At 58.7% G+C, this 24606-nt stretch carries 20 protein-coding genes; all 20 read right to left on the reverse strand.

The window, feature by feature from the left end; translation table 11 throughout:
- Position 1: 1 nt before the first annotated feature.
- Entirely contained in the window at positions 2-2002 is a 2001-nt protein-coding gene (cas8c, locus tag AOP6_RS08780) for a type I-C CRISPR-associated protein Cas8c/Csd1 (protein ID WP_155876373.1), read from the reverse strand.
- A complete protein-coding gene (gene cas5c / locus AOP6_RS08785) occupies positions 1999-2703 on the reverse strand; it encodes a type I-C CRISPR-associated protein Cas5c (protein ID WP_155876374.1) in 705 nt (234 codons plus the stop codon). The genes cas8c and cas5c overlap by 4 nt, the downstream gene beginning before the upstream one ends.
- Positions 2704-2715: 12 nt before the next feature.
- On the reverse strand, positions 2716-5103 hold the full coding sequence (gene cas3 / locus AOP6_RS08790) for a CRISPR-associated helicase Cas3' (RefSeq protein WP_155876375.1): 2388 nt from the start codon (positions 5101-5103) through the stop codon (positions 2716-2718).
- A gap of 277 nt (positions 5104-5380) precedes the next feature.
- Positions 5381-6358 (reverse strand): WYL domain-containing protein, encoded by a 978-nt coding sequence (locus AOP6_RS08795; RefSeq protein ID WP_155876376.1) that lies wholly within the window; start codon positions 6356-6358, stop codon positions 5381-5383.
- A gap of 297 nt (positions 6359-6655) precedes the next feature.
- Complete coding sequence (locus AOP6_RS08800; RefSeq protein WP_155876377.1) at positions 6656-7471, reverse strand: CoA-transferase; 816 nt, start codon at positions 7469-7471, stop codon at positions 6656-6658.
- A 1-nt stretch (position 7472) separates the two neighbouring features.
- Positions 7473-8441 (reverse strand): CoA transferase, encoded by a 969-nt coding sequence (locus tag AOP6_RS08805; RefSeq protein ID WP_155876378.1) that lies wholly within the window; start codon positions 8439-8441, stop codon positions 7473-7475.
- 21 nt (positions 8442-8462) lie between these two features.
- On the reverse strand, positions 8463-9623 hold the full coding sequence (locus tag AOP6_RS08810; protein ID WP_155876379.1) for an acyl-CoA dehydrogenase family protein: 1161 nt from the start codon (positions 9621-9623) through the stop codon (positions 8463-8465).
- Between the two features lie 120 nt (positions 9624-9743).
- Positions 9744-10484, reverse strand: coding sequence for an epoxyqueuosine reductase (locus AOP6_RS08815; RefSeq protein ID WP_155876380.1), 741 nt, complete (start codon positions 10482-10484; stop codon positions 9744-9746).
- A gap of 32 nt (positions 10485-10516) precedes the next feature.
- Entirely contained in the window at positions 10517-11041 is a 525-nt protein-coding gene (gene cobO, locus AOP6_RS08820; protein WP_155876381.1) for a cob(I)yrinic acid a,c-diamide adenosyltransferase, read from the reverse strand.
- Positions 11042-11050: 9 nt separating this feature from the next.
- Positions 11051-11965 (reverse strand): electron transfer flavoprotein subunit alpha/FixB family protein, encoded by a 915-nt coding sequence (locus tag AOP6_RS08825; RefSeq protein ID WP_155876382.1) that lies wholly within the window; start codon positions 11963-11965, stop codon positions 11051-11053.
- Between the two features lie 25 nt (positions 11966-11990).
- On the reverse strand, positions 11991-12767 hold the full coding sequence (locus AOP6_RS08830) for an electron transfer flavoprotein subunit beta/FixA family protein (protein WP_155876383.1): 777 nt from the start codon (positions 12765-12767) through the stop codon (positions 11991-11993).
- 2 nt (positions 12768-12769) lie between these two features.
- Entirely contained in the window at positions 12770-14758 is a 1989-nt protein-coding gene (locus AOP6_RS08835) for a heterodisulfide reductase-related iron-sulfur binding cluster (protein ID WP_155876384.1), read from the reverse strand.
- Positions 14759-14815: 57 nt separating this feature from the next.
- Positions 14816-15955, reverse strand: coding sequence for an acyl-CoA dehydrogenase (locus AOP6_RS08840; RefSeq protein ID WP_155876385.1), 1140 nt, complete (start codon positions 15953-15955; stop codon positions 14816-14818).
- Between the two features lie 30 nt (positions 15956-15985).
- On the reverse strand, positions 15986-16768 hold the full coding sequence (locus tag AOP6_RS08845; RefSeq protein ID WP_155876386.1) for an enoyl-CoA hydratase-related protein: 783 nt from the start codon (positions 16766-16768) through the stop codon (positions 15986-15988).
- 16 nt (positions 16769-16784) lie between these two features.
- Positions 16785-17630, reverse strand: coding sequence for a 3-hydroxybutyryl-CoA dehydrogenase (locus AOP6_RS08850; RefSeq protein ID WP_155876387.1), 846 nt, complete (start codon positions 17628-17630; stop codon positions 16785-16787).
- Positions 17631-17644: 14 nt separating this feature from the next.
- Positions 17645-18826 (reverse strand): thiolase family protein, encoded by a 1182-nt coding sequence (locus AOP6_RS08855; protein WP_155876388.1) that lies wholly within the window; start codon positions 18824-18826, stop codon positions 17645-17647.
- Between the two features lie 176 nt (positions 18827-19002).
- Positions 19003-20169, reverse strand: coding sequence for a Xaa-Pro peptidase family protein (locus AOP6_RS08860; RefSeq protein ID WP_155876389.1), 1167 nt, complete (start codon positions 20167-20169; stop codon positions 19003-19005).
- A 12-nt stretch (positions 20170-20181) separates the two neighbouring features.
- Positions 20182-20715, reverse strand: coding sequence for a nitroreductase family protein (locus AOP6_RS08865; protein ID WP_155876390.1), 534 nt, complete (start codon positions 20713-20715; stop codon positions 20182-20184).
- 59 nt (positions 20716-20774) lie between these two features.
- On the reverse strand, positions 20775-24026 hold the full coding sequence (icmF, locus tag AOP6_RS08870) for a fused isobutyryl-CoA mutase/GTPase IcmF (protein ID WP_155876391.1): 3252 nt from the start codon (positions 24024-24026) through the stop codon (positions 20775-20777).
- A gap of 33 nt (positions 24027-24059) precedes the next feature.
- The gene (locus AOP6_RS08875; RefSeq protein ID WP_155876392.1) at positions 24060-24605 is read right to left on the reverse strand and encodes a DUF6125 family protein; all 546 of its coding nucleotides are present in this window, start codon (positions 24603-24605) and stop codon (positions 24060-24062) included.
- Position 24606 lies beyond the last annotated feature (1 nt).

The following is a 24606-nucleotide window of genomic DNA, read 5'->3' on the forward strand; positions in this document are numbered from 1 at the left end:
TTTACTCTCCCTTATCGGTGGCAATGGTTTCGTCATGACTCTGTTGGCGATAGCACATTCTCTGGCAATGGTAGCCGAGCAGAAATTCGCCGGATAATGCTTTATCTTGCTCAAACTCACCGGTTTTAAACAACCCTGTGACGGTATCGAATTCTTTTTTCATATTTGTGAGAAAGCCGGCGCGGTTGCTCTGGAGCCTCTGCATGTATGGTTGCAGCGCCAGTTCGATATTTCGCCAGGTAGAAAACGGCCGATCAGCGAAGCGTTGCATCAGTCTCGCTGCCGTCGTCGGCCGACTTTCACCGGCCACGGACAAGGCCACGCTTTCTATCCGCTCAGCAATCGCCAGCAGACGCCCATAAAGGTAGTCTCTTGTTGTTCTGTCCTCTTCCAGTGACATGGAATACACCCTCCTTTGCTGTACGGGTTGTCGTTGATAGAACCCTCGATAAAGAGCGCAGGCAACACCCAGATTTCGCTCCCACTCCCAAGGTTCGCAATTATTTCGGTTGCTCGCTCTGCGCCTTGCCGATTCCATGATGTCTCGTGGAAAGGGCTGGCCGTCGACAATAGTCGGCATGAGACGACCGAGCAGGTGTTTTTTCAGGGTACCGTTGCTTTTCAAGACATCGCCATAAGCGGCTTCGGCGATAACACGTGGAACAGGCGAACTGACCGGCCAAGTGGTTTTTTTCTGAGCCTTTTTGCCTTTTCCGCTGGCCTCGACTTCGATGGAATGTCGTTGTGGCCAGGCAAATTGCAGATGCCAGCTTTTCAGACGCTCGAAAAATTCACTGACAAGGAGTTCGCGATAGTAGATGACACTCATCCGCCCCGGCGTCGCAGAATCGATTCCCATGACAATGATCTGCTCATTCGGGTCCAGTTTGCTACGATAGCCTCTGAGATAATTATTGAATTTCACCGCGAAGGATGCGCCAAGGTCGACAGCATGGTCGATTTTTCCTACGGGCTCATCGTCAACGATCTCCTCAAAGACCAGTGGTTCTTCCAGCAGGTCAAATGAGCTCTTCAGCGGGTCTGGAATTGGCTTTCCCGAAACGGCCCAGGCAACATAGACCTGATCATCGTTGCGGAACCCCTGTCTGTTGATCAACCAGCGCAAAGCATTGTGGGCCTTTTGGGTTACCTCATAGCTCACGCCAGCAGCCTGACAGCCGTCAGCTTCGGTAAATCTCCCCCTGAAGGTGAATCCGGATGAATCATTAGCAGAGAGAAGCTTTGCTTTATCTCCTGTATGGCGCAGTTTTGCAGGGTGGTTGGTCGCCAGCACATGCTCTTTACCTGCAACAAAACAAAGACCCGTCTTACCCTCCCCTGAACTTTCGAATTGAATCCAGCTTTCGTGCAACGAGGTATCCAGCCAAGTTTCGGCTCGTAATTCGCCTGCCTGCTCTACCTGCCAACAGACCAGAGCATCGCCCTGCTCAACTTCTGGCCTATCCTTTTCAACACGCTTTTCTTTGGGCAGAGTTGGTAGAACTTTGAAAATAAACGGCGCGGGGCCTTCCGAGCCTGACCAGCAAGCCATGAGTTTTCCATCATTTCCAACGTGCAGGATATGCTGTTGGATCAGGTCGGCGACCACTCGCCCTTTTTGAATGTATCGATAAACCGCAACGGCCTTTGCATGAGCGTAAGGGGACTCACACCATTGCCGCAGTTGTTTTTCATAGGAAGCGAAATATGGTTTTTTCCGGCCGCCGTAATCTGGATAATCCTTGGCTACATATTGCAGTTTGTCCGCCAGGGGGTGTGGTGCTTCACCGCTACTACGACCAGCCGACTTTTCCGTGGCCGGCAGTACCACCTGAATCTTTTCCAGAACCTCTGCTCGAAGAAATTTTCCGTCACCGTCGATGACAATTTTGATGTGTGCATTCTGAAGGGTATGACTGACCGGCATCAGCTTTTGCTCGGTGGGAAGATCAAGCGCAACCCCGACCTCATAGGTTTCGTACAACTTCGCCAGCCAGCTCATAGCAACGCCTCCTCCTGCTCCACGGCCAGAACATTTTCACCCAGTCCAAATTGCTTCGGGAGCATCTTGCGGATGAACCGATTGGCATCGCATTTTTCCGGGCGCGGAAATTCGAGAACCCCCTTGCGCATCGTCGCCCGCCAGAGACGGCTGCGGAGTTCATTTTCCCCGGTCTCGTCGGGGTAGTCGAAACCATGGAACATCAGTCCGAAACTGAGTTCGTCAATATTTTCATAAGAGCTCTCACCTTCACCGAACTCGCAGGGTTCGACATATCCTTGGCAATCACGCGTTCCCAGGAATATGTCCTGCCGCCCCCCTTTCTCCAGCACACGCTTGGCGATATTGAAATGTTTTCCTTCGATACGATCTTTCTCCAAATCCTTCTGGTGCTCGTTCCACTCGAAATGCGCCAATACCTGATATTCGACATCGTGCAGAAAGGTGTAAATCGCCAGGCTGTTCCCCCCACCCCAGACCAGCGGCTTGGTCCCCTTGGTTTGGGTCCGAATCGGCTTCATCACCCGCACCTTGTCGACATGCCAAATCAGCGTCGGCTTCCAGTAGATCGATTTGAGCACCCCCTTGATCGCTTCGTAGGTCGGGACGTGATAGGAACACTTCTCTCCGCCGACCCTGGTCACCGGATCGGTAAATAGCGCATACCGCCCCCACACTTTGAAACTGATGCTGTTCTTCATGAAACCCCCTTTCTAGCAAATCTGTGGCTTAAGCCCTGTGACGGGCTCCGTCGACAACCCAAATTCCTTGCTGTAATAACACTCATTGACATAGTGGAAATCCCCGCCGTGTATCGGTACAACGGCGCCTTTTGCCATCAACTTTCTCCAGACGTTCGGAAAGACGTTGACGCTATACTGCTGCGCCTCATGCAGCAGTTCGCGCACCTTACCCTGATCGCTTTCGGCACACAAATTGGCGACAAGATCCTCCCCTTTGCCGTAGGGAACAATGACGGCCTCCGTCGGCGCATCGATGGCCTTGAAAATCTTTCCGGCAGTCTTGAACGATTGCCGCAGCGCCAGCCCCTGAGTCACGCCAACATTATTGTGATTGTCACTGAGCAGATTCAATAAACTGTCGGCGCGACCGGCCTCCCGCGCACTCACCTTATAGACCATCTCTTCCGCGCGGCGATAAAAGTAATAGGAGAAATAAAGACTCATCGCTTCCGGCGAAAGCATATTGCCATCTGCCTGTTCATGGAGAACACGCTGAGCGATATCGCGTCCTTCGCGGATATCGACCAACTGCTCGATTTTCTCCTCAGCGGGGTTGACGACATGAACCTCGGCGGTTTCCGCCTCACCGTTGCGGTTGCAGCGACCTGCAGCCTGGGCGATGGAATCGAGGCCGGCAAGAAAGCGGATAACAGATGCAAAGTCGACATCAACACCCGCTTCGATCAATTGGGTGCTGAGGCAGAGGACCGGCAGTTTCTTCTTAAGCCGGTCTTTAATCACTGCAAGTTTTTCTTTTCGATGGGCCGGACACATGCCGGTACTGAGATGAAAAATGCTTTCGGAATCCAGGTGCCGAGAACAATATGTATAAAGACGACGTGCCCAGTCCTTCGTGTTGACGACTACCAGGCAACTGCCCTTGCCCCGATATTCATTCAATGCCAGCTCGGCAAGCTCCTCTTCAGACCAGCCGCCCGGCTTGATCCGGTTACGAATATCGACCCGCTTTAACTTTTCAAACAGGTTGCCGACATCTTCGACCAGTTCATTTTCCGGCGGAAGCGTTAGTTGCCCCTTTTCCGAATTCTTGAGCTGATGCAAAAGAGGTTGAGTGGCGGTACAAAGAAGAGCAGTGGTTCCTGCATACTCGGTTAGAAAGTTGAGCGAATTGCAGAACAGATGGACGCAGTTGATCGGGAGGGTCTGAATTTCATCAAAAACCAGCACCGTCTTTGCCAACTGGTGCATGCGTCGGGGTCCACGGGTGCCGCCGCCAAAGAGGGTTTCGAGGAATTGCACCATCGTGGTGAAGACAATCGGGGCATCCCAGTTTTCGCTGACCAGCTTGCTCTGCCAGGTCTGCACCTCCGGTTCCAGGTTCGAGTGGTGCTCCAGCACCCACGGCCGTTCATCTCCCCCTCGTTCGATCAGTTTGCGGATTTCTTCGGCGTTCTGCTCGATGATAGAAGTGTAGGGAATGATGCAGATGATGCGTTCCAACTTGTGACGATGGGCATGATGGAGGGCGAAGCGTATGCCGGCGAAGGTCTTGCCGCCGCCAGTCGGCACGGTCAACGAGTAGATACCTTGATCGCCTCCCGCCCGTTCTCTACATCGCTCGGAAATATGACGTCGCAGATGGTCAATGTCATGTTTGATCGGGATGTCGGCCAGTTTTTCTTCCATCCGCGCGATCGCGGCCTGCCACTCGATCGGCTTACTTTGCCTGACTGATTTGTATTCGGGCTTTTCATGATCGGCACTGTCGATGCGGTCGGCGTCAATCAGGCAACTAAAAAGAAAGCGCGTCCAAAGACCGACCATGAACCACCCGACAAGTTTTGACTCGGAATCGGATAGCAGCGCCGAAACCTGCTTCAGACAAGCTTGCAATAAACCCGGGGAAGCCAGTTCGGTCAATCTACCCAGAAGCTGAGAATCGGCACTTAGAATACATTCATTGAGGTTGGTTTTATCCTCGGCCTTCTCCATTCTGGCAAGAAAAACATTTTCTCCGTCCGGATTCAGACAATCAATCAAGCCACCATGGTGCGAAGCTAAGCAGACCGCGAGAATTTGGCCAATGAGTTTTCCTCTGGCGCCGTAATTGCGGCAATATCGCCAAATCCACTGAGCACCGGCGGTTGAATGGTCGATTGTTCCTTTCAAGCCCTTGGCGTCGACATATTCCTTGTCGATATCGGGATTAAAAATTCCTGTGGCAGATTTTATGTAAGACTGAAAATCACCACCATATTTACCAAAATCGTGAAGAAGACCGAGTAGCTCCCCAGTTTCGTACTCACCAATTTTCTCAGTCAATGAACCACAAATTTTTGAAACGGATTCAAGATGATTTGCAACAGTTTGGCCATTGCGTGCATAAAATTCAATCATATACCTAATACTTTTAGTGTCATGACTAGAAACAGGACTATAGAAAGTGTCCTATGAACTTGTCATGCCCCTAAACCTTTTGTGTGTTATATAACGTTAGATGATTCATATTTTTTCTTTATCGCAAAAATTATCTAACAATAAATCAAAATTGTTAACGAGTTATTGGGCTAGCCAGCCACAGAAGCGCAATAATTCGGGGGCAATCAAAACACCCAATGTGGCTTGCAGTGCATATTACCCCACCACCTGCGACATCTACTGTCATAGGCGCGATTTATTTTTCGCATTTTTTGTACAAATCGTACATCCGCCCGATTTCCGTTAAAATTTCAGCCCGCAGTTCGGCCGGTTCGAGCACTTCGACATCGGCGCCGTATTGCATGATCCGCAACTTGATTTCGCGGAAATCGGCGACGGCCAGGCGCATATAGAGCGTTCCATCCGGCTCCGCCCAGGTTTCCTGTTGTGAATGCCAAAGCTCCCGGCTTAGCCAGCGCGCACGGAAGGGGGAGAATCGCAGGAGCACCGCCTTTACTTCACCGTCTTGAAAAATGCCGTAGGTTCCTTGTACCTGAGACCACCACTGGTCTTTCGGCAAAGGGATGAAAGTCTGCCCGGTCGATTTCACCATTTCGACCCGTGACAAGCTGAATTTTCGCCAACACTGGCGCAGATGACACCAGGCCAGCAGTATCCAGCTGCCATTGTAATGTTGCAAATGATAGGGATCGGCAGTCCGTTCGTTCCATTGGTCGCGGGCGGGGGAATAGTAACGAAAAGCGAGGGTGTGTGGTTGAAGCAGGGCTGTGGCGATGGTTTGAAAAACCTGGCCGTCTGCCGGTGAATAGCCGTTCCAGATGGCCGAAAAGGCTTCACCCAATCGCTTTTCGCCGAGCCCGAATTCGCCGGTTTGGCCCAGCAGTTTTTTACCGAAAGAAGCTATTGACTCACTGATAATGCCGCCGGCGCTTTGGGAAAGGAGATTCCGGGCCAGAAGAATCGCCAGTAATTCATTCTGTGAAACGAGCAATTGCGGCAGGGAAAAACTGCTTTCGGGGTAGAAATAGCCCTTGCGCGCGGCATCGTATTCGAGCGGGGCCCCCAGTCTGTCTCGCATCTTCTCGATGGTGCGCTGGGCGGTGCGTTGACAGATCTCGAATTGTCGGGCGAGGCTGCTAGCGTTGGGGTACTTGTCGTTGCGAATCTGGGCATCGAACCAGCGATATCGTTCGAACACAAGATGATCAACCATGGATTGACCTCCAGGTTTCTTTTGGCGAGCAGACAGGTGGAACTGAGCGGCAGGGTATGGGTTAAAACCACCCCATCTTAACAGGCTGAATTTTTATGTATAGTCAGGAAATCCCTGATATTTGATGTCGAAATGCCGGATGACCTCATGAAGCGACCTTCTCACCGCCCCCTGCCTTGCAGTGACCACCAACCGGAAAAAACCAAAAAAAATGCTCCTTCCGAAGAAGGAGCAAAGGGGCATGGGCTGGTGGGGCACCCTCATTGGGTGGGCGCTTCATCAGGCCATCGCGTCAACTTATTTTTTGGCTTTGGGGATGAAAATCTCGTCCGGGTCGAGCACGTCGTGGATGAGGCGCAACTCTTCCCGTGTCGGCACCGCCGTTTCGCCCTTGACCCGCGAGATATCAAGGTCGAACTGACACTGCTCCTGAATCTGGGCCGGCGTGCTGCCGGGGTGACAGGTGTCGAGATACATGTGCCCGTCCTCCTCGTCAAAGCGGAACACGCCCAGGGTGCTGATAATGGCCGAAGGGCCACCACGATAGGCGGCGCCATACAATTCGCGCCGGTGCACGAACTCGCCGCCAGGCCATTTCTTCACGCGCCAGCCGGGGCTGGTGATGTAGCTTACCTTTTCGACAAAGCGGCGTTTTTCGTGAACCATGATGAAGACGGTGCGGCTGGCGAAGGAGTTGATGTCGGGGTTGCCGCCACTGCCGGTCAGACGTAGTTCGGGGTCGAGATAATCGCCGATGCAGGTCGTGTTGACGTTGCCGTACTGGTCGACTTCGGCGCCGCCGAGAAAGCCGAGGTCGACGTAGCCTCGCTGGGCGATGCTGAAGGCGTCGTAGAGACCGGAGGCACGGGAAGCGCCCATTTCGCAGCGGGCGTCGCCGACGGAGGTGGGTATTTCCGGCGGGCGGCCGTCGAGGGTGCCAGCCTCGAAAATCAGCTTTAGGTTGGGGGCATGGGTCTGCTGGGCCAGCATGATGGCGACCATGGGCAGGCCGGTGCCGGCAAAGACGATTTCGTTATCCTGCACCTCATGGGCGGCGGCACAGCACAGCAGGTCGGCCAGCCCGTATTCGTCGGGGGATGCAAAGTCGCTCATATCAGTTTCCTCCCTTCTTCTCGCGCGGGCTGTAATTCATGGCGGTGTTGGCGCGCAGTTTGAGCATGCGCGCCCACCCGAGCTTCTCCAGGTAACCTGTGTGATCAAGGCCATGGATCCATTCCTTGGCAAAGGCGTCGAAGCCCTCCTGGGTGCGGGTACCGCTGTAGAAATTCTTCAGGAAAGCCCCGTCCACGTCGTACTTGCCGAACATACCGGTGGGATGGGCACCAAAGGGGCACTCGACAATGTAGTCGACCTCGAAACTGGGGATGGTGTTCTGGTCGGCGTGGCGGCGCAGGTATTCCTCCGGCACGATCTCTTCGGCCACGGCGATGGTGATGTCGGCGGCGCGGGCGGCCTCGGGGTCTGAATAGTACTGGCCGCTGACCCGCACGGTCCCCTCCTCCCCCACCTGCTGCACACAGAGCAGGGCCACGTCGACTTTAACCGCCGGTACCTGGACCAGCTGACCGCCGTCGAAGAAGGGATCCTCGGTGAAGAGGTATTTGTGTTTGGCGATGCGCTTGCCGTCGCGCCGGCCCGCCTGGCCGAGAGTGTCGTAGGCCGGATTGTGAATATCCGTGCCCAGGGAAGTCTGCGTCACCGCATAGGGTGCTCCGGCCGCGGCGGCGGCAAAACGGAACATCATTTCGGCGTGGCTGTAGTCCTCGACGAGGATCTGCTTCTCGGCCACCTTGCGCGACAGGTTGGCGCCGTATTTGCCGTAGAGTTCGTGCCCTACCCAGCAGGATTCCCAGATATCCACGCAACCCGCCCCCACCAGAAATTCCGTCTGCGGCCCGCCGTTGACCTCAATGAGATGCAGGTTTTTGCGCTGCTGCCGAATGAGCTCAAAGACGACAGCGAAGGGTCGGCGCCAGATGGTGAAACCGGAGAAGGTCAGACTGGAGCCGTCTTTGATGATTTCGGCGGCCTGCTGTACCGTGATGCGCTTGCTTTTACTCATAGTTCCCCTCCGTTAATTAATTTAGGCGGCCAGGTTTCGCAGAATTTCACGGGAAATAATCAGCCGCTGGATTTCGCTGGTACCCTCGTAGATCGTCGTGATGCGGGCGTCGCGGGCGTAGCGTTCGATGGGATAGTCCTTCGTGTAGCCGTAGCCCCCCAGCATCTGCATGGCCTGATAGCAGGCCCGGTTGGCCGCTTCGGTGGCAAAGAGTTTGGCCATGGAGGCTTCCTTGGCGAAGGACCGGCCCTGCTCCTTGCGGCAGGCCGCGTTCATCAGCAGCAGACGGGCCGCCTCCAGCTCGGTGTAGGCATCGGCGATCATCCACTGAATCGCCTGGAAGTGGCTGATTTTCTGGCCGAACTGCACCCTCTCCGTCGCATAGCGCGAGGCATGGTCCATGGCCGCCAGACCGACGCCGAGGCCGAGGGAGCCAATGCCGATGCGGCCGCCGGCCAACTCGGCCACGGCGATGCGGAAGCCGTCGTTCTCCTTGCCCATCAGGGCCGAGGCGGGTATCCGGCAATCCTGGAAGATCAGTTCATTGGTCGCCGAGGCGTGCTGCCCCATCTTCTCCTCTTCCTTGCCGATGAGCAGGCCCGGCGTGCCGGCCTCCACCAGGAAGCAGCTGATGCCCTTGCCCTTGGGCGCCTCTTTGTCGGTGACCGCCCAGACCACGAAGACCCCTGCATAGGGCGCGCTGGTGATGAAGATCTTGGAGCCATTGAGTATGTAGTGGTCACCGTCCCGCACGGCCTGGGTCGTCATGCCGGACGGATCGGAACCGGCACAGGTCTCGGTCAGGCCGAAGCTGCCGGCGGCGTATTCACCGCTGCAGATTTTAGGAATGTAGTTCTGCTTCTGCTCTTCGGAACCGATGGCCTGGATGACCTCGCAGACCATGTTGTTCACCGACACCGTCACCGCCGTCGAGGAGCAGGCCCGGGCGATCTCTGTCATGGCCACGCTGAAGGCAACCACGCCGGCCTCCGAGCCGCCGTATTCCTCTTTGATATTCAGGCCCATAAAGCCGAGTTCGGCCAGCTGTTTGAGGTTGCCCAGCAAGGTGTCGCGGTCCTTGTCCTGGTCGAGCCTGGCAGCCACGGGCTCCAATTGGTTGCGGGCAAAATCCCGGGCCGTATCCTGGATCAGCTTCTGCTCTTCGGTCAGTTCAATGTTCATGTGCCCTCCCCCCTCACTGCGGTTGACTCAAATGAAAATTCACTTTAACTTTTGCGGCTATCTGTCTGCCTCAACATGTTTTTTTGATGTTCTCTCAAGCGCATTATAGTTATCTGTGGACTAGCCGGCCGGATTCTGCGCCTCGCTCTGTGATCGCCTCCCCTTCAGCTTTCGTCCCCAGGGACAGACCTTGATGCAGAGGCCGCAGATCGGCTTGCCGATGTTCTCCATCTGACTGAACTCCTTGACCAGCTTGTCGGCGCACTTCTGAAAATCGAGGGCCTCCTCGCGGCTGGCATAGTGGAAATCCGTGGAAACATTGCGGATGGCCCCGGCCACACAGGCCTCCGTGCAGCAGGTACAAGCTCCGCAGCGATTTTTCAGTGGCTTATCGGCGGTCAAGGGCATATCCGTCAGGACGGTCACCAGGCGCACACGCGGTCCGTATTCTGGCGTAACGATGAGCAGGCTCTTGCCCTGCCAGCCCAGACCGGCGGCGTTGGCCACGGCCTTGGCGGAGAGGTGTGAGCGAAATACGGTCATATCAAGAGGCTGCGAGGCCGGTATGGGCAGAGCGGCATACTTCTGTCTCTCGATATGGGCGCACAGGCGCAGGGCAATCTGATCGAGCAAGGCGTTGGCGTTGAGATAAACCTGGGCGTAGAGCGGTGTTGGCCGGTCAGTGAGCTGTTCAAAAACGGCATGGGGCAGTTTGACGGCAATGGAAATGGCGTAGCGGTAGGGGGCGAGCAGGTCGGCAGGCTCGGTAGCGATGCCTTGGAGCAGGGCCAGATCGGCGACCCCGACCAGGTCTGACCCCAGACTTTTGGCGTGTTTTTTAAGATCCCCAGTCAAATCCACCTTGCATTCCCCCTTTCCCGTCGGAGTTGGCGCTATTTTTCAATGCCGACGCGGGCCGGCACCCCTTGCTGGTAGTAGTGCTTAACCTCGGTCATTTCGGTGACCAGATCCGCCGCCTCGATGACGCGCGGGTCGGCGCTGCGGCCCGTCAGCAGCAGTTCAACGGTAGCGGGTCGCGCCGCCATCAGGTCGAGAATGTCCTCCACCGACAGCAGACCGAACCAGACGGCGCCGTTGATCTCGTCGAGGATGACCAGGTCATAGTCGCCACTCGTGAGGGCCTGCCGCGCCAGCGCCAGCGCCTCCTGCGCAATGCGGATATCCTCGGGGTCGAGCTTGTCCTTGAAGATCCAGTTATCGCGCCCCGTCTGGTGGATGGTCAGCAGGGGAGCCAGGCGGCGAGCGGCCTCATGTTCGCCGTATTCGCCGCCCCCCTTGATGAACTGCACCATGCAGACCTTGAAGCCGCGCCCGACGGCCCGCAGGGCCAGCCCCAGCGCCGCCGTGGTCTTGCCCTTGCCGTTACCCGTATAAACCTGCACCAGGCCCTGTTCCATGGCCGCCGCCTATTTCTGCAACGCCGCCGTGAGCACCGGCGCGAACTGCAGGACATCGGCCACCACCAGGACGTCGGCCACCTCGCCGATGGGGGCGTCCTTGTCCTTGTTGATGGCGACAACGAAGTCCGACTTCTTCATGCCGGCCAGATGCTGGATGGCGCCCGAGATGCCGCAGGCCACGTAGAGCTTGGGCGAGACGGTCTGCCCCGTGGTGCCGACCTGGCGACTGTGGTCGACCCAGCCGGCGTCCACCACCGGACGGCTGGCGCCCAGCTCGCCGCCAAACGCCTTGGCCAGCGCTTCAATGACGGCGACGTTGTCCTTCTTGCCGATGCCGCGCCCGGCGCTGACGATGATTTCGGCCCGGGCCAGATCGACGGCTTTGGCCTCGGCGGGTTCATAGCCTTTAAAGGTCAGGCCCTGTCCGTCAGCCGACACCTCAAGCTGCTCGATACGCGGCGCTCCCTGCGGCGGCGCCGCGGCAAAAGCACCCGCCTGCACCGTCAGCACCGCCCTTGCCCCGGCAGGTTTGACCTGGCGACGCATCTTGGCGTTGCAGCAACCCACCTCGAAACCGCCGTCGGCGATAGCGACAATCTCCGTCACCTGCCCGACCTTGAGAGCGGCGGCCACACGCGGCGCCAGATCCCAGCCGTAGGACGAATGACAGAGGACGACGTAATCCGGCTCTTCCTTTGCCACCGCCGCCAGCACCGCCGCCTTGTGGGCGGCCGGGTTGTACTCACCCAGCGTCGCCGCATCGACCAGATAGACACGGCCGTCGAATTGGGGCGCGGTGCCCTCGCTGCCGACCAGCACGGCGACCTTCTCAGCCCCGAGCCTGTCGGCAAAGGTCATCAGCTCATAACTCGAATCGAGGAGTTTGCCCTCGCGAACTTCACAGACCAGTAGTGCTTTCATAGAATCCCCCTCTTGGTTCCGGCTGCTAGCGCAGCACCGCAGTCTTCTCTTTGAGGATGTTCACCAGCTTCAGCGCCGTCTCGCTCGGCTCGCCCTCCAGCACAAGGCCGCCGCCCTTACGGGCCGGCGCATAAAACGAGGTCGTCGGCGCCAGGGGCTCTTCCCTCAACAGTTCAGCGACGGGAATGGGCCGGATCTCCTTCTTCTTGGCCTTCATGATGTTGGGCAGGGTCGGATAGCGGGGAGTGTTCAGGCCGAGCTGGCAGGTAACCAAAGCCGGCAGGCGCAGATTAACCAGCCCCTTCATCCCTCCTTCGAGCTCACGCTTGGCCTGGACGACGCCGTCAGCGTAACTGAAGCCCACCAGGGTGGTGGCGCTGGCAAGGCCGAGCAGCTCCGCCACCAGCACCCCGACCTGGGCCGAGCCCCGGTCCTGCGACTGCATGCCGGTAAAAATGAGGTCGAACCCCTGCTCGCCGGCATAGGCGGCGATAGTGGAGGCGATCTGCCAGGGATCCTTCTGATGCGCGGCGATGTCCTGCACATGCACCGCCTTGTCGGCCCCCATGGCCAGGGCCTTCTTGATCGCTTCCACCACCCGGTCGGGGCCGATGGAGAGGACGGTCAGCTCCGCTTCGCCCCCCAGCTGTTCCTTGAGCTGCACCGCCTGTTCGACGGCGTATTCGTCGTATTCGTTCAGGCGCCAGGCCAGGTCGTTTTCGTCAAACCAGAGACCGTCGGCGGCCGGCTTGAAGCGGGACTCCAGGTCGGGAACCTGCTTGATGCATACCAGTAATTTCATGGCTATCCTCCTATCCTTTCCACAACAATTTCGGCTAAGTCGCGCACTTTAAGCCGGTCTTCGCAATCTGAGGTCTTGATGCCGTCTTCGAACATGGTCAGACAGAAGGGGCAGTTGCTGACCAGAATCGGCGCCTCCGTGGCCGCCGCCTGCCGCACCCGCGTCACATTGATGCGCGACCCCAGTTTCTCTTCGGCCAGAATGCGGCCGCCGCCGGCGCTGCAGCAGAAACTGTCGAGCCCGGCCTGGTCCATCTCCGTCACCTGCCAGCCTGCCGCCTTCAGCACCTCCCGTGGCTCGCTGACGATATCCTTGTAGCGCCCCAGGTAGCAGGAGTCGTGATAGGTACAGGCCTGTTCAGCCCCCGGCGTCAGCAAAAGATGACCTTCTAGCAGAAGACGGTGGATATAGGTCGTGTAGTGTTCGACCTCCACCTCCAGCCCCAGATCGCGGTAATCGCGGCTCAAGGTGTTGAAGCAATGCGGACAGGTGGTAACGATGCGGGCAACGCCGCTGGCCTGAAGGGTCTCGACATTCTCCTGGGCCAGCATCTGGTAGAGATATTCGTTGCCCAGCTTGCGGGCTGGTTCGCCGCAGCACTTCTCGTCCTTGCCGAGGATACCGACGCGGACGCCGGCGGCCTGGCAGATGCGCACGAAGTTGCGGGCGACCTCGCGGTTGCGCTGGTCAAAGGAGGCGTAGCAGCCGGCGAAGTAGAGAATGTCGGCTGACTCCCCCGCCCCCACCCGGGCCACATCGAGCCCCTCGGCCCAGTCGCCGCGTCCGGCAAAGGCCATCCCGAAAGGATTGCCGTTCACCTCCAGGTTGCTGATGGCCGTGCGCACCTCGTCGCCGGGGAAAGCGCCTTCCATCAGGGTCAGATTGCGGCGCAGCTCGATAATCTTGTTGACGTGTTCGTTGTTGGCGGGGCAGATGTCCTGGCAGGCGCGGCAGGTGGTACAGGACCAGATGGCCTCCTCCCCCACCGCCTCGACCAGCGGCGCATCCTTGCCGGTAATCGCCGTCTCGCCCAGTTGCTCGATGAGTTTCATGGGGGAGAGCGGCTTGTCGGTAATATAGGCCGGGCAGCGATCCTGGCAGCGTTTGCAGCTGGTGCAGGCGTCCGCGTCAAAGAGGTCCTTCCAGGTCAGATCGGCTACGGTAGCGGCGCCGAACTGCTCGGCTTCTTCGTCTTCGAGGTTGAGGGTGGCAATGGCGCCCTTGGCCTCCAGGGGGGCGAAAAAGGCGTTGGCGCTGGTGTAGAGGATGTGCTTGAGCTTGGTGAAGGGCAGCGCCGCAATGAAACCGAGAGCCAGCAGCAGATGCAGCCACCAGAGGAAGACGTGCAGGGTGCCGAGGCCCTGTGGTGACAGCCCCGACATCCCCTTGGCCACGAGCAGACCGACGGGAGAAAAGCGGGCCAGCTCCGGATTCCAGACCAGTTCGGTGGCGGCCATACGGGCCCCCTCAATGAAGAAGCCGGTGATGAGGATGGCGAAGAGCAGGCCGTGAAGCCAGAGATCTTCGGTCTTCGTCTCCAGGCCGGCCGGCTTGACCAGGTAACGCCGCACGAAGAGGCCAGCCAGCATGAGGATGGCCACGGCGCCGGCGATATCAAGCGCCAGTGAGAAAATCAGGTAAAAGCTGCCCTGCAGCAGATTGAACTCGAACACCGGTGTCAGCAGGTCGGCCTGCAGCATGACCAGCAGGGTGCCGACAAAGAGGGTCACAAATCCCCAGAAGAACAGGGCATGAAAGACACCGCCCTCGCGGACGCGCGCGACCTTGCTTTGTGCCAGCACCTCGCCGACCATTCGCCGCAACCTCTCCTGCGGGCGATCGAACCGGTTGAGCGGCTTTCCCTGCCGCCAGTGGGCCAGACGTTGCCTGACCCCCCAAGCCATCAGGCCGAAGGCAGCCATCGCCAGAAGATACATGGGCAGCACCACGCCATGGCCGACATTCCAGTAGATTTCACGGGTGGCTTCCATCAGCTCTCCTTCTTTCTTTCCAGCCTTGCAGCTGGCGCCAGTGAAGTTTTCCCGACCTTAGCCCAGGAGCAGTTTGGAGATGACCACACGCTGCACCTCGTTGGTCCCCTCGTAGATTTCGGTGATCTTGGCGTCGCGGTACATGCGCTCGACCTCGTAGTCGCAGATGTAGCCGTAGCCGCCGTGGATTTGAATGGCTTCCTTGGTCACATAGGTCGCCGTCTCGGAAGCATGCATCTTGCACATGGCCGATTCCATGGTGTAGTTCCTGCCGGCATCTTTGAGACAGGCCGCCTTGTAGGTCAGCAGCTTGCTCGTTTCGATGCGCGTCTTCATGTCGGCCAGCTTGAACTGGATCGCCTGAAACTCGCAGATAGCCTGGCCGAACTGCTTGCGCTCCTTGGAATAGGCCAGGGCCCGCTCAAAGGCGCCTTCGGCAATTCCCAGGGCCTGGGAAGCGATGCCGATGCGGCCGCCATTGAGGGTGTCCATGGCGACGTTGAAACCCTTCCCTTCCTGGCCCAGCAGGTTTTCTACCGGGATGCGGACGTTGTCGAGGGCAAAAGCGGTGGTGTAGCTGCCCCGGATGCCCATCTTGTTCTCGTTTTTGAGAATGGAAACCCCCGGCGTTTCGAGATCGATGATAAAGGCGCTGATCCCCTTGTGTTTGAGGCTGCGGTCATAGGAAGCCAGCAGCACGCCGGTGCCCAGATAACCGCCGTTGGTGATAAAGGTCTTGCTGCCGTTGATGACGAATTCATCTCCCTCGCGACGATACGTGGTGGCGGTGCCGCCGGCGTCACTGCCGGCATCGGGCTCGGTCAGCAGGAAGCAGCCTATTTTTTCACCTGTATTGAGGGCCGGCAGCCACTTCTGTTTCTGCTCCTCGGTGCCGAAGGTATAGATCGGCCCGGAGCAGAGGGAGGTGTGGGCAGAGATGAGGACGCCGCTGGAAGCGCAGGCCTTGGAGACCTCTTCCACCACGATAGCGTAGGAAAGCATGTCCATGCCGGCACCGCCGTACTCTTCCGGCAGGTAGCTGCCGAGCAGGCCCATCTCGCCTATCTGTTTCACCAGGGCGTCGGGAATGGCGTGATCCTCGTCTATTTTCATGGCCAGCGGCTTGATCTCCTTGTTGACGAAATCCCGCACGCTGTCCTGCAGCACCCTGTGATCCTGTGAAAGTTCAAAATTCATGACGTCCCTCCCTCACCTCAATAAAATGGATTACTTCCCCTTGAAGGCCGCTTTGCGCTTTTCCACGAAAGCCCCCATCCCCTCTTTCTGATCCTCCGTGGCGAAAAGCACGCCGAAGAGGGAAGCCTCGTAGCGGAAGCCGTCCTCCTTGCCCATGTTAAGCCCGTTGACGATGGCGTTCTTGGCGTAGGCGACACCGAGGGAGCCGACGGAGGCGATGGCTGATGCCGTCTCCATCGCCTTGGCAAGCAGCTCTTCCGGCGCGAAGACCTCGTTGACGATCCCCCAGGTACAGGCTTTTGACGCCTCGATCATACGGCCGCTGAAAATGAGCTCGCTGGCCCGGGCCGAGCCAAGGCGGCGGGCCAGGTTCTGGGTGCCGCCGAAACCGGGGATGATGCCGAGGGTCACTTCGGGGAAGCCAAGTCGGGCTTTTTCCGAGGCATAGATGAAGTCGCAGGCCAGGGCCAGTTCGAGGCCGCCACCGAGGGCATAGCCGTTGACGGCGGCGATCACCGGTTTGCGCATCTTTTCCATCATCAGCATGACCCGCTGCCCCTTGAGGCCGAACTGCTGCCCCTCGAAAGCATTCATCCCGGCCATTTCCTTGATATCGGCGCCGGCCACGAAGGCCTTGTCGCCAGCACCGGTGAGCACCACCACTTTTACCGCATCGTTGCGGTCCAGCTCATAGAGAGCGCACTCCAGCTCGCTCAAGACCGTGCTGTTGAGAGCGTTGAGGGTCTTGGGGCTGTTGATGGTCAGCAGGGCGATCCCGTCGTTTATATCGATCAGCAGCAGACTGTTGTCCATGAGCGTCTCCCTTTACTTAGTAGGTGTAGAATCCGCGGCCAGATTTGCGCCCCATATAGCCGGCGTTGACCATCTTCACCAGCAGCGGGCAGGGCCGGTACTTGGGGTCCTTAAAGCCGTCGTAGAGAACATTGGCGATGGCCAGCACCGTGTCGAGGCCGATGAAGTCGGCCAGGGTAAGCGGCCCCATGGGCTGGTTGGTGCCCAGCTTCATGCCCTTGTCGATATCCTCCGCCGTGGCGATCCCCTCATAAAGGGCGAAAACGGCTTCATTGATCATGGGGATGAGCACGCGGTTGACGATGAAGCCGGGGTAGTCCTGGGAGACAGCCATCTCCTTTTCCAGCTTCTTGACCAGCGCCGACGTGACCTCAAAGGTCTCGTCGCTGGTGGCGTGGCCGCGGATGACCTCGACGAGCTTCATCACCGGCACCGGATTCATGAAGTGCATGCCGATGACCTTCTCGGGCCGTCCGGTTACGGCGGCGATCTTGGTGATGGGAATGGAGGAGGTGTTGGAGGCGAGAAAGGCTTCAGGCTTGACGATGCCGTCGAGCTGACGAAAGATTTCCAGCTTGAGGGTTTCGTTCTCGGTGACAGCCTCGATGGCGAAATCGACTGCCGCCAGTTCTTCCATGGCCTTGGTGGTCTTGATCCGGCCGAGAGATTCGGTCACCAGGCTGTCGGCGATGGCGCCTTTCTTCGCCTGGCGCTCCAGGTTCTGCCGTATGGTGGCCACCGCCCTGTCGAGCTGGTGCTGGGCGATGTCGTACAACACGACTTCATATCCGAACTGGGCAAAGACGTGGGCGATGCCGTTGCCCATCTGTCCTGCCCCCAATACGCCAATCGTGGTAATCATAGGTGTGCTCCTTTTCAGGCGATACGTTCAAAAATGACGGCCACGGCTTCGCCGCCGCCGATGCACAGAGTGGCCAGACCATAGCGCAGCTGACGCTTCTCCAGTTCCCGGATGAGGGTGGTCGCCAGACGGGCCCCGCTGGCACCGATGGGATGACCGATGGCGCAGGCGCCGCCATGGACGTTGACCTTATCCAGTGGAATGTTATGGGCCTTGATGGCCAGCAGGGCCACGGAAGCAAAGGCCTCGTTGATTTCAAAGAGATCGATATCGGCCACCGACAGTCCGGCCTTGGCACAGACCTTGGCGATGGCGCCGATGGGGGCCTCGGGGAACTCGTCGGGATGGCGGCTTTCGGTAGCCTGGGCCACTATCCGGGCCCGCGGCTTCAACTGGTGCCGCCTGAGCGCCTCTTCACCGGCCAGCAGCAGCATGGCGGCGCCATCGTTGATGGTGGAGGCGTTGCCGGCGGTGATGGTGCCGTCCTTTTTGAAGACGGCCCGCAACCCGGTCAGGCGGTCGAAATCGACCTTGAAGGGTTCCTCGTCCTTCTCGATGACCGTTTCTCCCCCCCTGCCCTTTTTGACCACGGGGACGATCTCTTCAGCGAAGACCCCGCTCTCAACGGCGGCCTGGGCCAGGCGGTAGGAGCGCAGCGCCAGTTTGTCCTGCTCCTGACGGCTTAGACCGTGGCGCTCGACGCTCGCTTCGCCGATCTCCCCCATGTGGCGTCCGGTATAGGGGTCGGTAAGACCGTCGAAGACCATCAGATCGACAAGTTCACCGTTCCCCATGCGATAACCCGTGCGAGCCTTGCTGAGAACATAAGGGGCCAGGGACATGCTTTCCATGCCGCCGGCGACGACCAGCTGCGACTCGCCGAGCCGGATTGAATCAGCGCCCAGCATGACAGCCTTCAAGCCGCTGCCGCAGACCTTGTTGATCGTCAGGGCGGCCGCTGAATCGGGGATACCGGCCCCACGCATGGCTTGCCGGGCCGGGGCCTGACCGCAACCGCCGGCCAGGACCTGACCGACAATGACTTCGTCTACCGCCTCAGGCGACAGGGACGCTGCCTGCAGCACCCCCTGGATGGCCGTCGTGCCCAGAACAGCGGCAGGAACATCGGCCAGGACGCCTCCAAAGGAGCCGAAAGGCGTTCTCTTGGCCTCCACCACATAAACATCAGCACTCATCTATTCCACCTCCTGAAAAAGTTAACCCGATAATAAATTTCGTTTACGTACATGTCAATCAAAAATAAAACTTTATTTTAATTTTACGAAGTGAACACAGATTATCGTGGCGAATTTACGCTTAAAAAAGAAACCGTTCGCACACAAAAAGACTTGTAGTGCGAACGGCAAAGACTCTACAGGTAGGTAATTACATCTGGGATATCGGTGAGTTTGACACCACCTATGGCTGTGGTGACGAAGGTGTTTTCAATGCCGACCACCCCTTTGCCGGGAAGAACAAACTTCGGTTCTATTGCGATGACATGCCCTTCTTTGAGGGGGACTTTAAAACCCTGGGCAATGACTGGAAACTCATCGAGCTCCAGGCCGACCCCGTGGCCGACGAAACGAGCCTGCTCCCCGGGCATACCCATGAAGGAACCACCGAGACCGGCTTCTGCCGCCATCTCGACGGACCGCAGGAAGAGTTCCTCGCAAATGGCCCCCGGTTTCAGGGCAGCCTGCAGATAAGCCTGAATGGCCACGGAGACATCAAAGGCGTGCTTGAGTTCGTCATCGAGGTCGCCAACGACGAAAATTCGGGTCATATCGGTAATATAGCCTTCAAAGACGCCGGTATAGTCGAGGAGGATGGGGACGTTTCTCTCGATGACGTCGAGGGAGGCGCCGTGGGGCGAAGCGTTGGACAGCCCCCTGCCGGTGACGGCGCCGTCAAAAAAGCCGTAGCTGGCACCGCCGGCCGACACCGCCAGCCCCTGAAAGAGCTCCTGATTGAAGGCGCGCATGCGCACATAGCCTTCGTTGCCCGCCTTGCGCAGGCGGCATTCGAATTCGGCCGACAGATCGAGCTCGCGCATCCCCGCCCGCAGGAATTCCGGCACCTGGGTGAAGACGGAACTGAGGCTGGCGCCGCTGCGCCGCAGCAGCTCGACCTCGAAGGGGGACTTCACCGAGCGTACCTCGCGATTGAGGGGGGAGATGTCGACGAACTCCCGCCCTGCCAGCAGTTTGGTGTAGAAGTTGAGCTGCTGCACGGGCAGCACATCGAAGGTCAGTCCGAGCTTGACGGCTTCGGCTGGAATGACGGACGCAAAATCCCGACTGGAGGGAAAGGGCCGGATATCGGCCAGGGGGCTTTCCTGCCGGGCCCGCTCGAGGCTCTTGCGTACCATGAGAAGCGGCGTCCCCTCCGACGGCATCCACAAGGTGGCATTCTGGCGGGTACCGCTGAAGTAGTAGACGTCGATGGGGTAGATAAACAGGGCGCCGTCCAGCCCTTTCGCTTTCAGCAGATCCTGCATGGCGGCTATGCGCTGCTGCAATTCGGTCAGGTCGATCATGGTGGTATTCTCCTATTCGTTGGCAGGCCAGGTGTCGAAGTAGGCGATATCCGTCAGCGCCTTACGCGGGCGCGGCTTCGGCTCCTGATCTGGAATGCCCAGAGGAGTAAAGCCGACCACGCGCATGGGCTCGGGGATGGCCAGCGCCGCCTTGATTTTGGCCTCGTCGTACCATCCCATCCAGCAGGTGCCGAGGCCTAAGGCGTGGGCTGCCAGACAGAGATGCTCAAAAGCGATGGCGGCGTCGGCTACGTAGTAGGGGATGCCGTTCTCGACGTCGGACTCGCGCGGATCGGCGCAGAGCAGAATGATCACCGGCGCGGCGGCCACCGCCTTCTTGCCGGGATTGTCGTCCGGAATGGCCTCCAGCAGAGCCGCCCGCCGGGCCGGATCCCGCAGGACAAGAAAGCGCCAGCACTGCATGTTCTTCCAGGAAGGCGCCAGCCGGGCCGCGTCGAGAATCTGCTCGATCTTTTCGGGCTCGACGGGGCTGTCCTTGTACTTGCGGATACTGCGTCGGTCGCGAATGACTTCAAAAATGTCCACACTGTTCTCCTTTTGGCAAAAGGGTACTTTTTGGGGGGCCGCAGCCCCCCAAAGTAGTCCTACATGTTGCGCCGGTAGCGCCCGCCGACCTCGAAAAGGGCCTGGGTGATCTGACCGAGAGAAGCGACTTTGACCGTTTCCATCATTTCGGCAAAGATATTGCCGCCGGTAACGGCCACCTCTTTCAGGCGCTCGAGGGCCTGTGGCGCCTGGTCTTTGTTCTTCTCCTGAAAGGCGCGCAGATTGGCAATCTGCCTCTCCTTTTCCTCCGGGGTAGCCCGCGCCAGTTCACCGGGAATATCGTAGCCTGCCTCATCGGCCCGGGGGCTGAGGAAGGTGTTGACACCGACGATAGGCAGGTCGCCATTGTGTTTTTTGTGCTCATAGAGCATTGATTCATCCTGAATTTTGCTGCGCTGATACTGGGTCTCCATGGCCCCGAGCACGCCACCGCGATGGTCGAGGCGCTCGAACTCCTGCAGGACCGCCTCCTCCACCAGGTCGGTCAGCTCCTCAATGATGAAAGATCCCTGCACGGGGTTTTCATTCCTGGTCAGCCCGAACTCCTTGCTGATGATCATCTGGATGGCCATGGCCCGCCGCACCGACTCCTCTGTAGGCGTCGTCACCGCCTCATCGTAGGCATTGGTGTGCAGCGAGTTGCAGTTGTCATAGATGGCGATGAGAGCCTGCAGAGTCGTGCGGATGTCGTTGAAGTCCATCTCCTGGGCGTGCAGGGAACGCCCCGAGGTCTGAATGTGGTACTTCAATTTCTGGCTGCGCTCGTTGGCCCCGTACTTCTCCCGCATGGTCACGGCCCAAAGGCGCCGCGCCACCCGGCCGATGACCGAATACTCCGGGTCGAGGCCGTTGCTGAAGAAGAAAGAGAGGTTGGGGGCGAAATCATCGATATGCATCCCCCGCGACAGATAGTACTCGACATAGGTGAAGCCGTTGGACAGGGTCAATGCCAGCTGGGTGATGGGGTTGGCCCCCGCTTCGGCGATGTGGTAGCCGCTGATGGACACCGAGTAGTAGTTGCGCACCTTCTGGTCGATGAAGTACTGCTGCATGTCCCCCATGATCTTGAGAGCGAAATCGATGGAGAAGAGGCAGGTGTTCTGGCCCTGGTCCTCTTTGAGAATATCGGCCTGCACGGTGCCGCGCACGTTCTGCAGGGTGGCGCTCTTGATCTGCGCCACCTCTTCCGCATTCGGCTGCCTCCCCTGCTGTTCCACAAATTTGTCGACCTGCTGACCGATGGCCACATTGAAGAACATGGCCAGCATGGCCGGGGCCGGGCCGTTTATGGTCATGGAGACGCTGGTGGACGGCGCGCACAGGTCAAAGCCGGCAAAGAGCTTGCCCATGTCTTCGACGTTGCAGATGGAGACACCACTCTCACCGACCTTGCCGTAGACATCGGGCGGCGTATCGGGATCGGCCCCATAGAGGGTGACGCTGTCAAAAGCCGTGGAGAGTCGCTTGGCGCCGTCGTCCTGGCAGAGATAGTGGAAGCGCCGGTTGGTGCGCTCGGGGCTCCCCTCCCCGGCGAACTGCCGCTTGGGATCCTCCTCAGCCCGTTTGAAGGGGAAGACGCCGGCCGTGTAGGGGAAGTAGCCTGGCAGGTTCTCCAGCATGAGCCAGCGCAGGATGTCGCCCTGGTCGGTGTAGCGCGGCAGGCTGACCCGGGGGATACGCGTACCCGAGAGGCTGGTACTGAAGAGCTCGGTGCGGATCTCCCGGTCGCGCACCTTGGTCACCAGGGCATCCTGACGGTAGGCCTGCTTCAGTTCATCCCAACAATCGAGCAACTGGCGCGGCTCTTCATGCAGCATGGACTCCGTCTTTCGTATCAGGCCAGCCACCTCTTCAGCCGCCGCCAGCCCCTCCGGCAACTGGGCCAGGGTGGCTTTGAGCTGGCCGAGGGCGCGGGCCACCTTGCTCTGCTGTTCGACATCCTTGTGGTAACTCCGCACTGTCTGGGCAATCTCCCCCAGGTAATGGATGCGGTCGGCGGAGATGACCGTCTTGCTCAGACTGTCGCCGTCGCTCACCTGCATTTTTGATTGCCAGCCCAGTTGCCGTTTCTCATTGAGCTTCTCCAGCACGGCCAGGTAGAGGACGGAGACGCCGGGGTCGTTGAACTGGGAGGCGATGGTGCCATAGACGGGAATCGCCTCATCAGGGACATCAAACTGATTGCGGTTGCGCCGCACCTGCTTCTTGACGTTGCGCAGGGCGTCCTCGGAACCCTTGCGTTCGAACTTGTTGATGGCGACCAGATCGGCGAAGTCGAGCATATCGATCTTCTCCAACTGGGTCGGCGCCCCAAACTCGGAAGTCATCACGTAGAGCGAAAGATCGCAGATGGGCACGACGGAGGCATCGCCCTGACCGATGCCGGAGGTCTCGACGATGACAAGGTCGAAACCCGAGGCGCGCACCACGTCGAGGGCATCCTGAATGGCCAGGGACAGCTCGGAGCGTGAATCCCGCGTGGCCAGGGAGCGCATGTAGACCCGTTTGCCGGCGATGGAATTCATGCGGATGCGATCCCCCAGCAGGGCGCCGCCCGTACGCTGCCGGGAGGGATCGACGGCGAGGATAGCGACGCTCTTGTCGGGAAAATCCCGTAAAAAACGCAAGACCAGTTCATCGCACAGGGAACTCTTGCCGGCGCCGCCAGTGCCGGTCACTCCCAGCACCGGCACCGAGCGGGCCATGGCCTTGACCTGGTCGCGCAGTCGGGCATAGCCGCCTTCGCTGCCAGCGTGAACCGAGTCTTCGGCCAGGGAGATAATGGTATTGATGGCCCGGATGTCCTGCTGGGCCAACTTCTGCAGCTCTTCGTCGGGATGGCGCTCCAGGCTGAAATCGCACTGCTTCAGCATGAAGTTGATCATCCCCTGCAGTCCCATGCGGCGGCCGTCTTCGGGGGAGAAGATCTTGGTCACCCCGCAGGATTCGATCCTCTTGATCTCCTCGGGGATGATGACGCCGCCGCCGCCGCCGAAGACCTTGATGTGGCCGGCGCCGCGTTCGCGCAGCAGATCCATGGTGTACTGGAAGAATTCGACATGACCGCCCTGGTAGCTGCTGATGTTGATACCGTGGGCGTCTTCCTGAATGGCGGCCGTGACGATCTCGTCGACGGAACGGTTATGGCCAAGATGGATCACCTCGGCGCCGGAGGCCTGCAGCAGGCGGCGCACAATATTGATGGAAACGTCGTGGCCGTCAAAAAGACTGGTGGCGGTCACAAAACGCAGTTTATGCTGGCTTTTGTAGGGTGCTATCTGTTGGTGCATGGTTCCCTCCTCTGGGCAAGTCGAATCATCACATCAGTCCTGCAGCGTAAATTCCCAGGCGCACCAGAAATCGTCCGGATGGGGATCGGGCGGACAGGCGATACATCGGGTGACCAGGCGCGGGTCGATGGTTTTGGCGAACTCGCCGTATTCGACAATACCCACCGATTTGCAGGGGTGATCCGGAAGCCCCTTGCGCTTGCGGGCAGACTGCACGCGGCAGTCAAGCATACGGAAGACCACCCGCGTATCGGTCTGCTCGATACACTCCTGCAGGTTCAGGCGGGCGTAGAAACGGTGCTTGAGGCATTCCACCAGAGCGGGAATGCCTCCTCCCGGCTTCAGGCCCAGGCGCTCCATGATGCGCCTGGCTTCAATCACGGTGAAATAGCGCCAGGCTTCGATATCGGCCTCCACCGCCACCTCCATACCGTAGCGCCGTTCGATGGCCTGAAACCAGAGGCCGTCATGGGCCAGCCAGTTCTTGGCATCGTCGACAATAATTTTCACCAGTTCTTCCTTGCTCAGATTGTAAAGCAGGCTGATGCCTTCATCTCCTGCCCGTGCAGCGCTGGACATA

This window comes from Desulfuromonas sp. AOP6, from assembly GCF_009731355.2.
Taxonomy (GTDB): domain Bacteria; phylum Desulfobacterota; class Desulfuromonadia; order Desulfuromonadales; family SZUA-540; genus SZUA-540.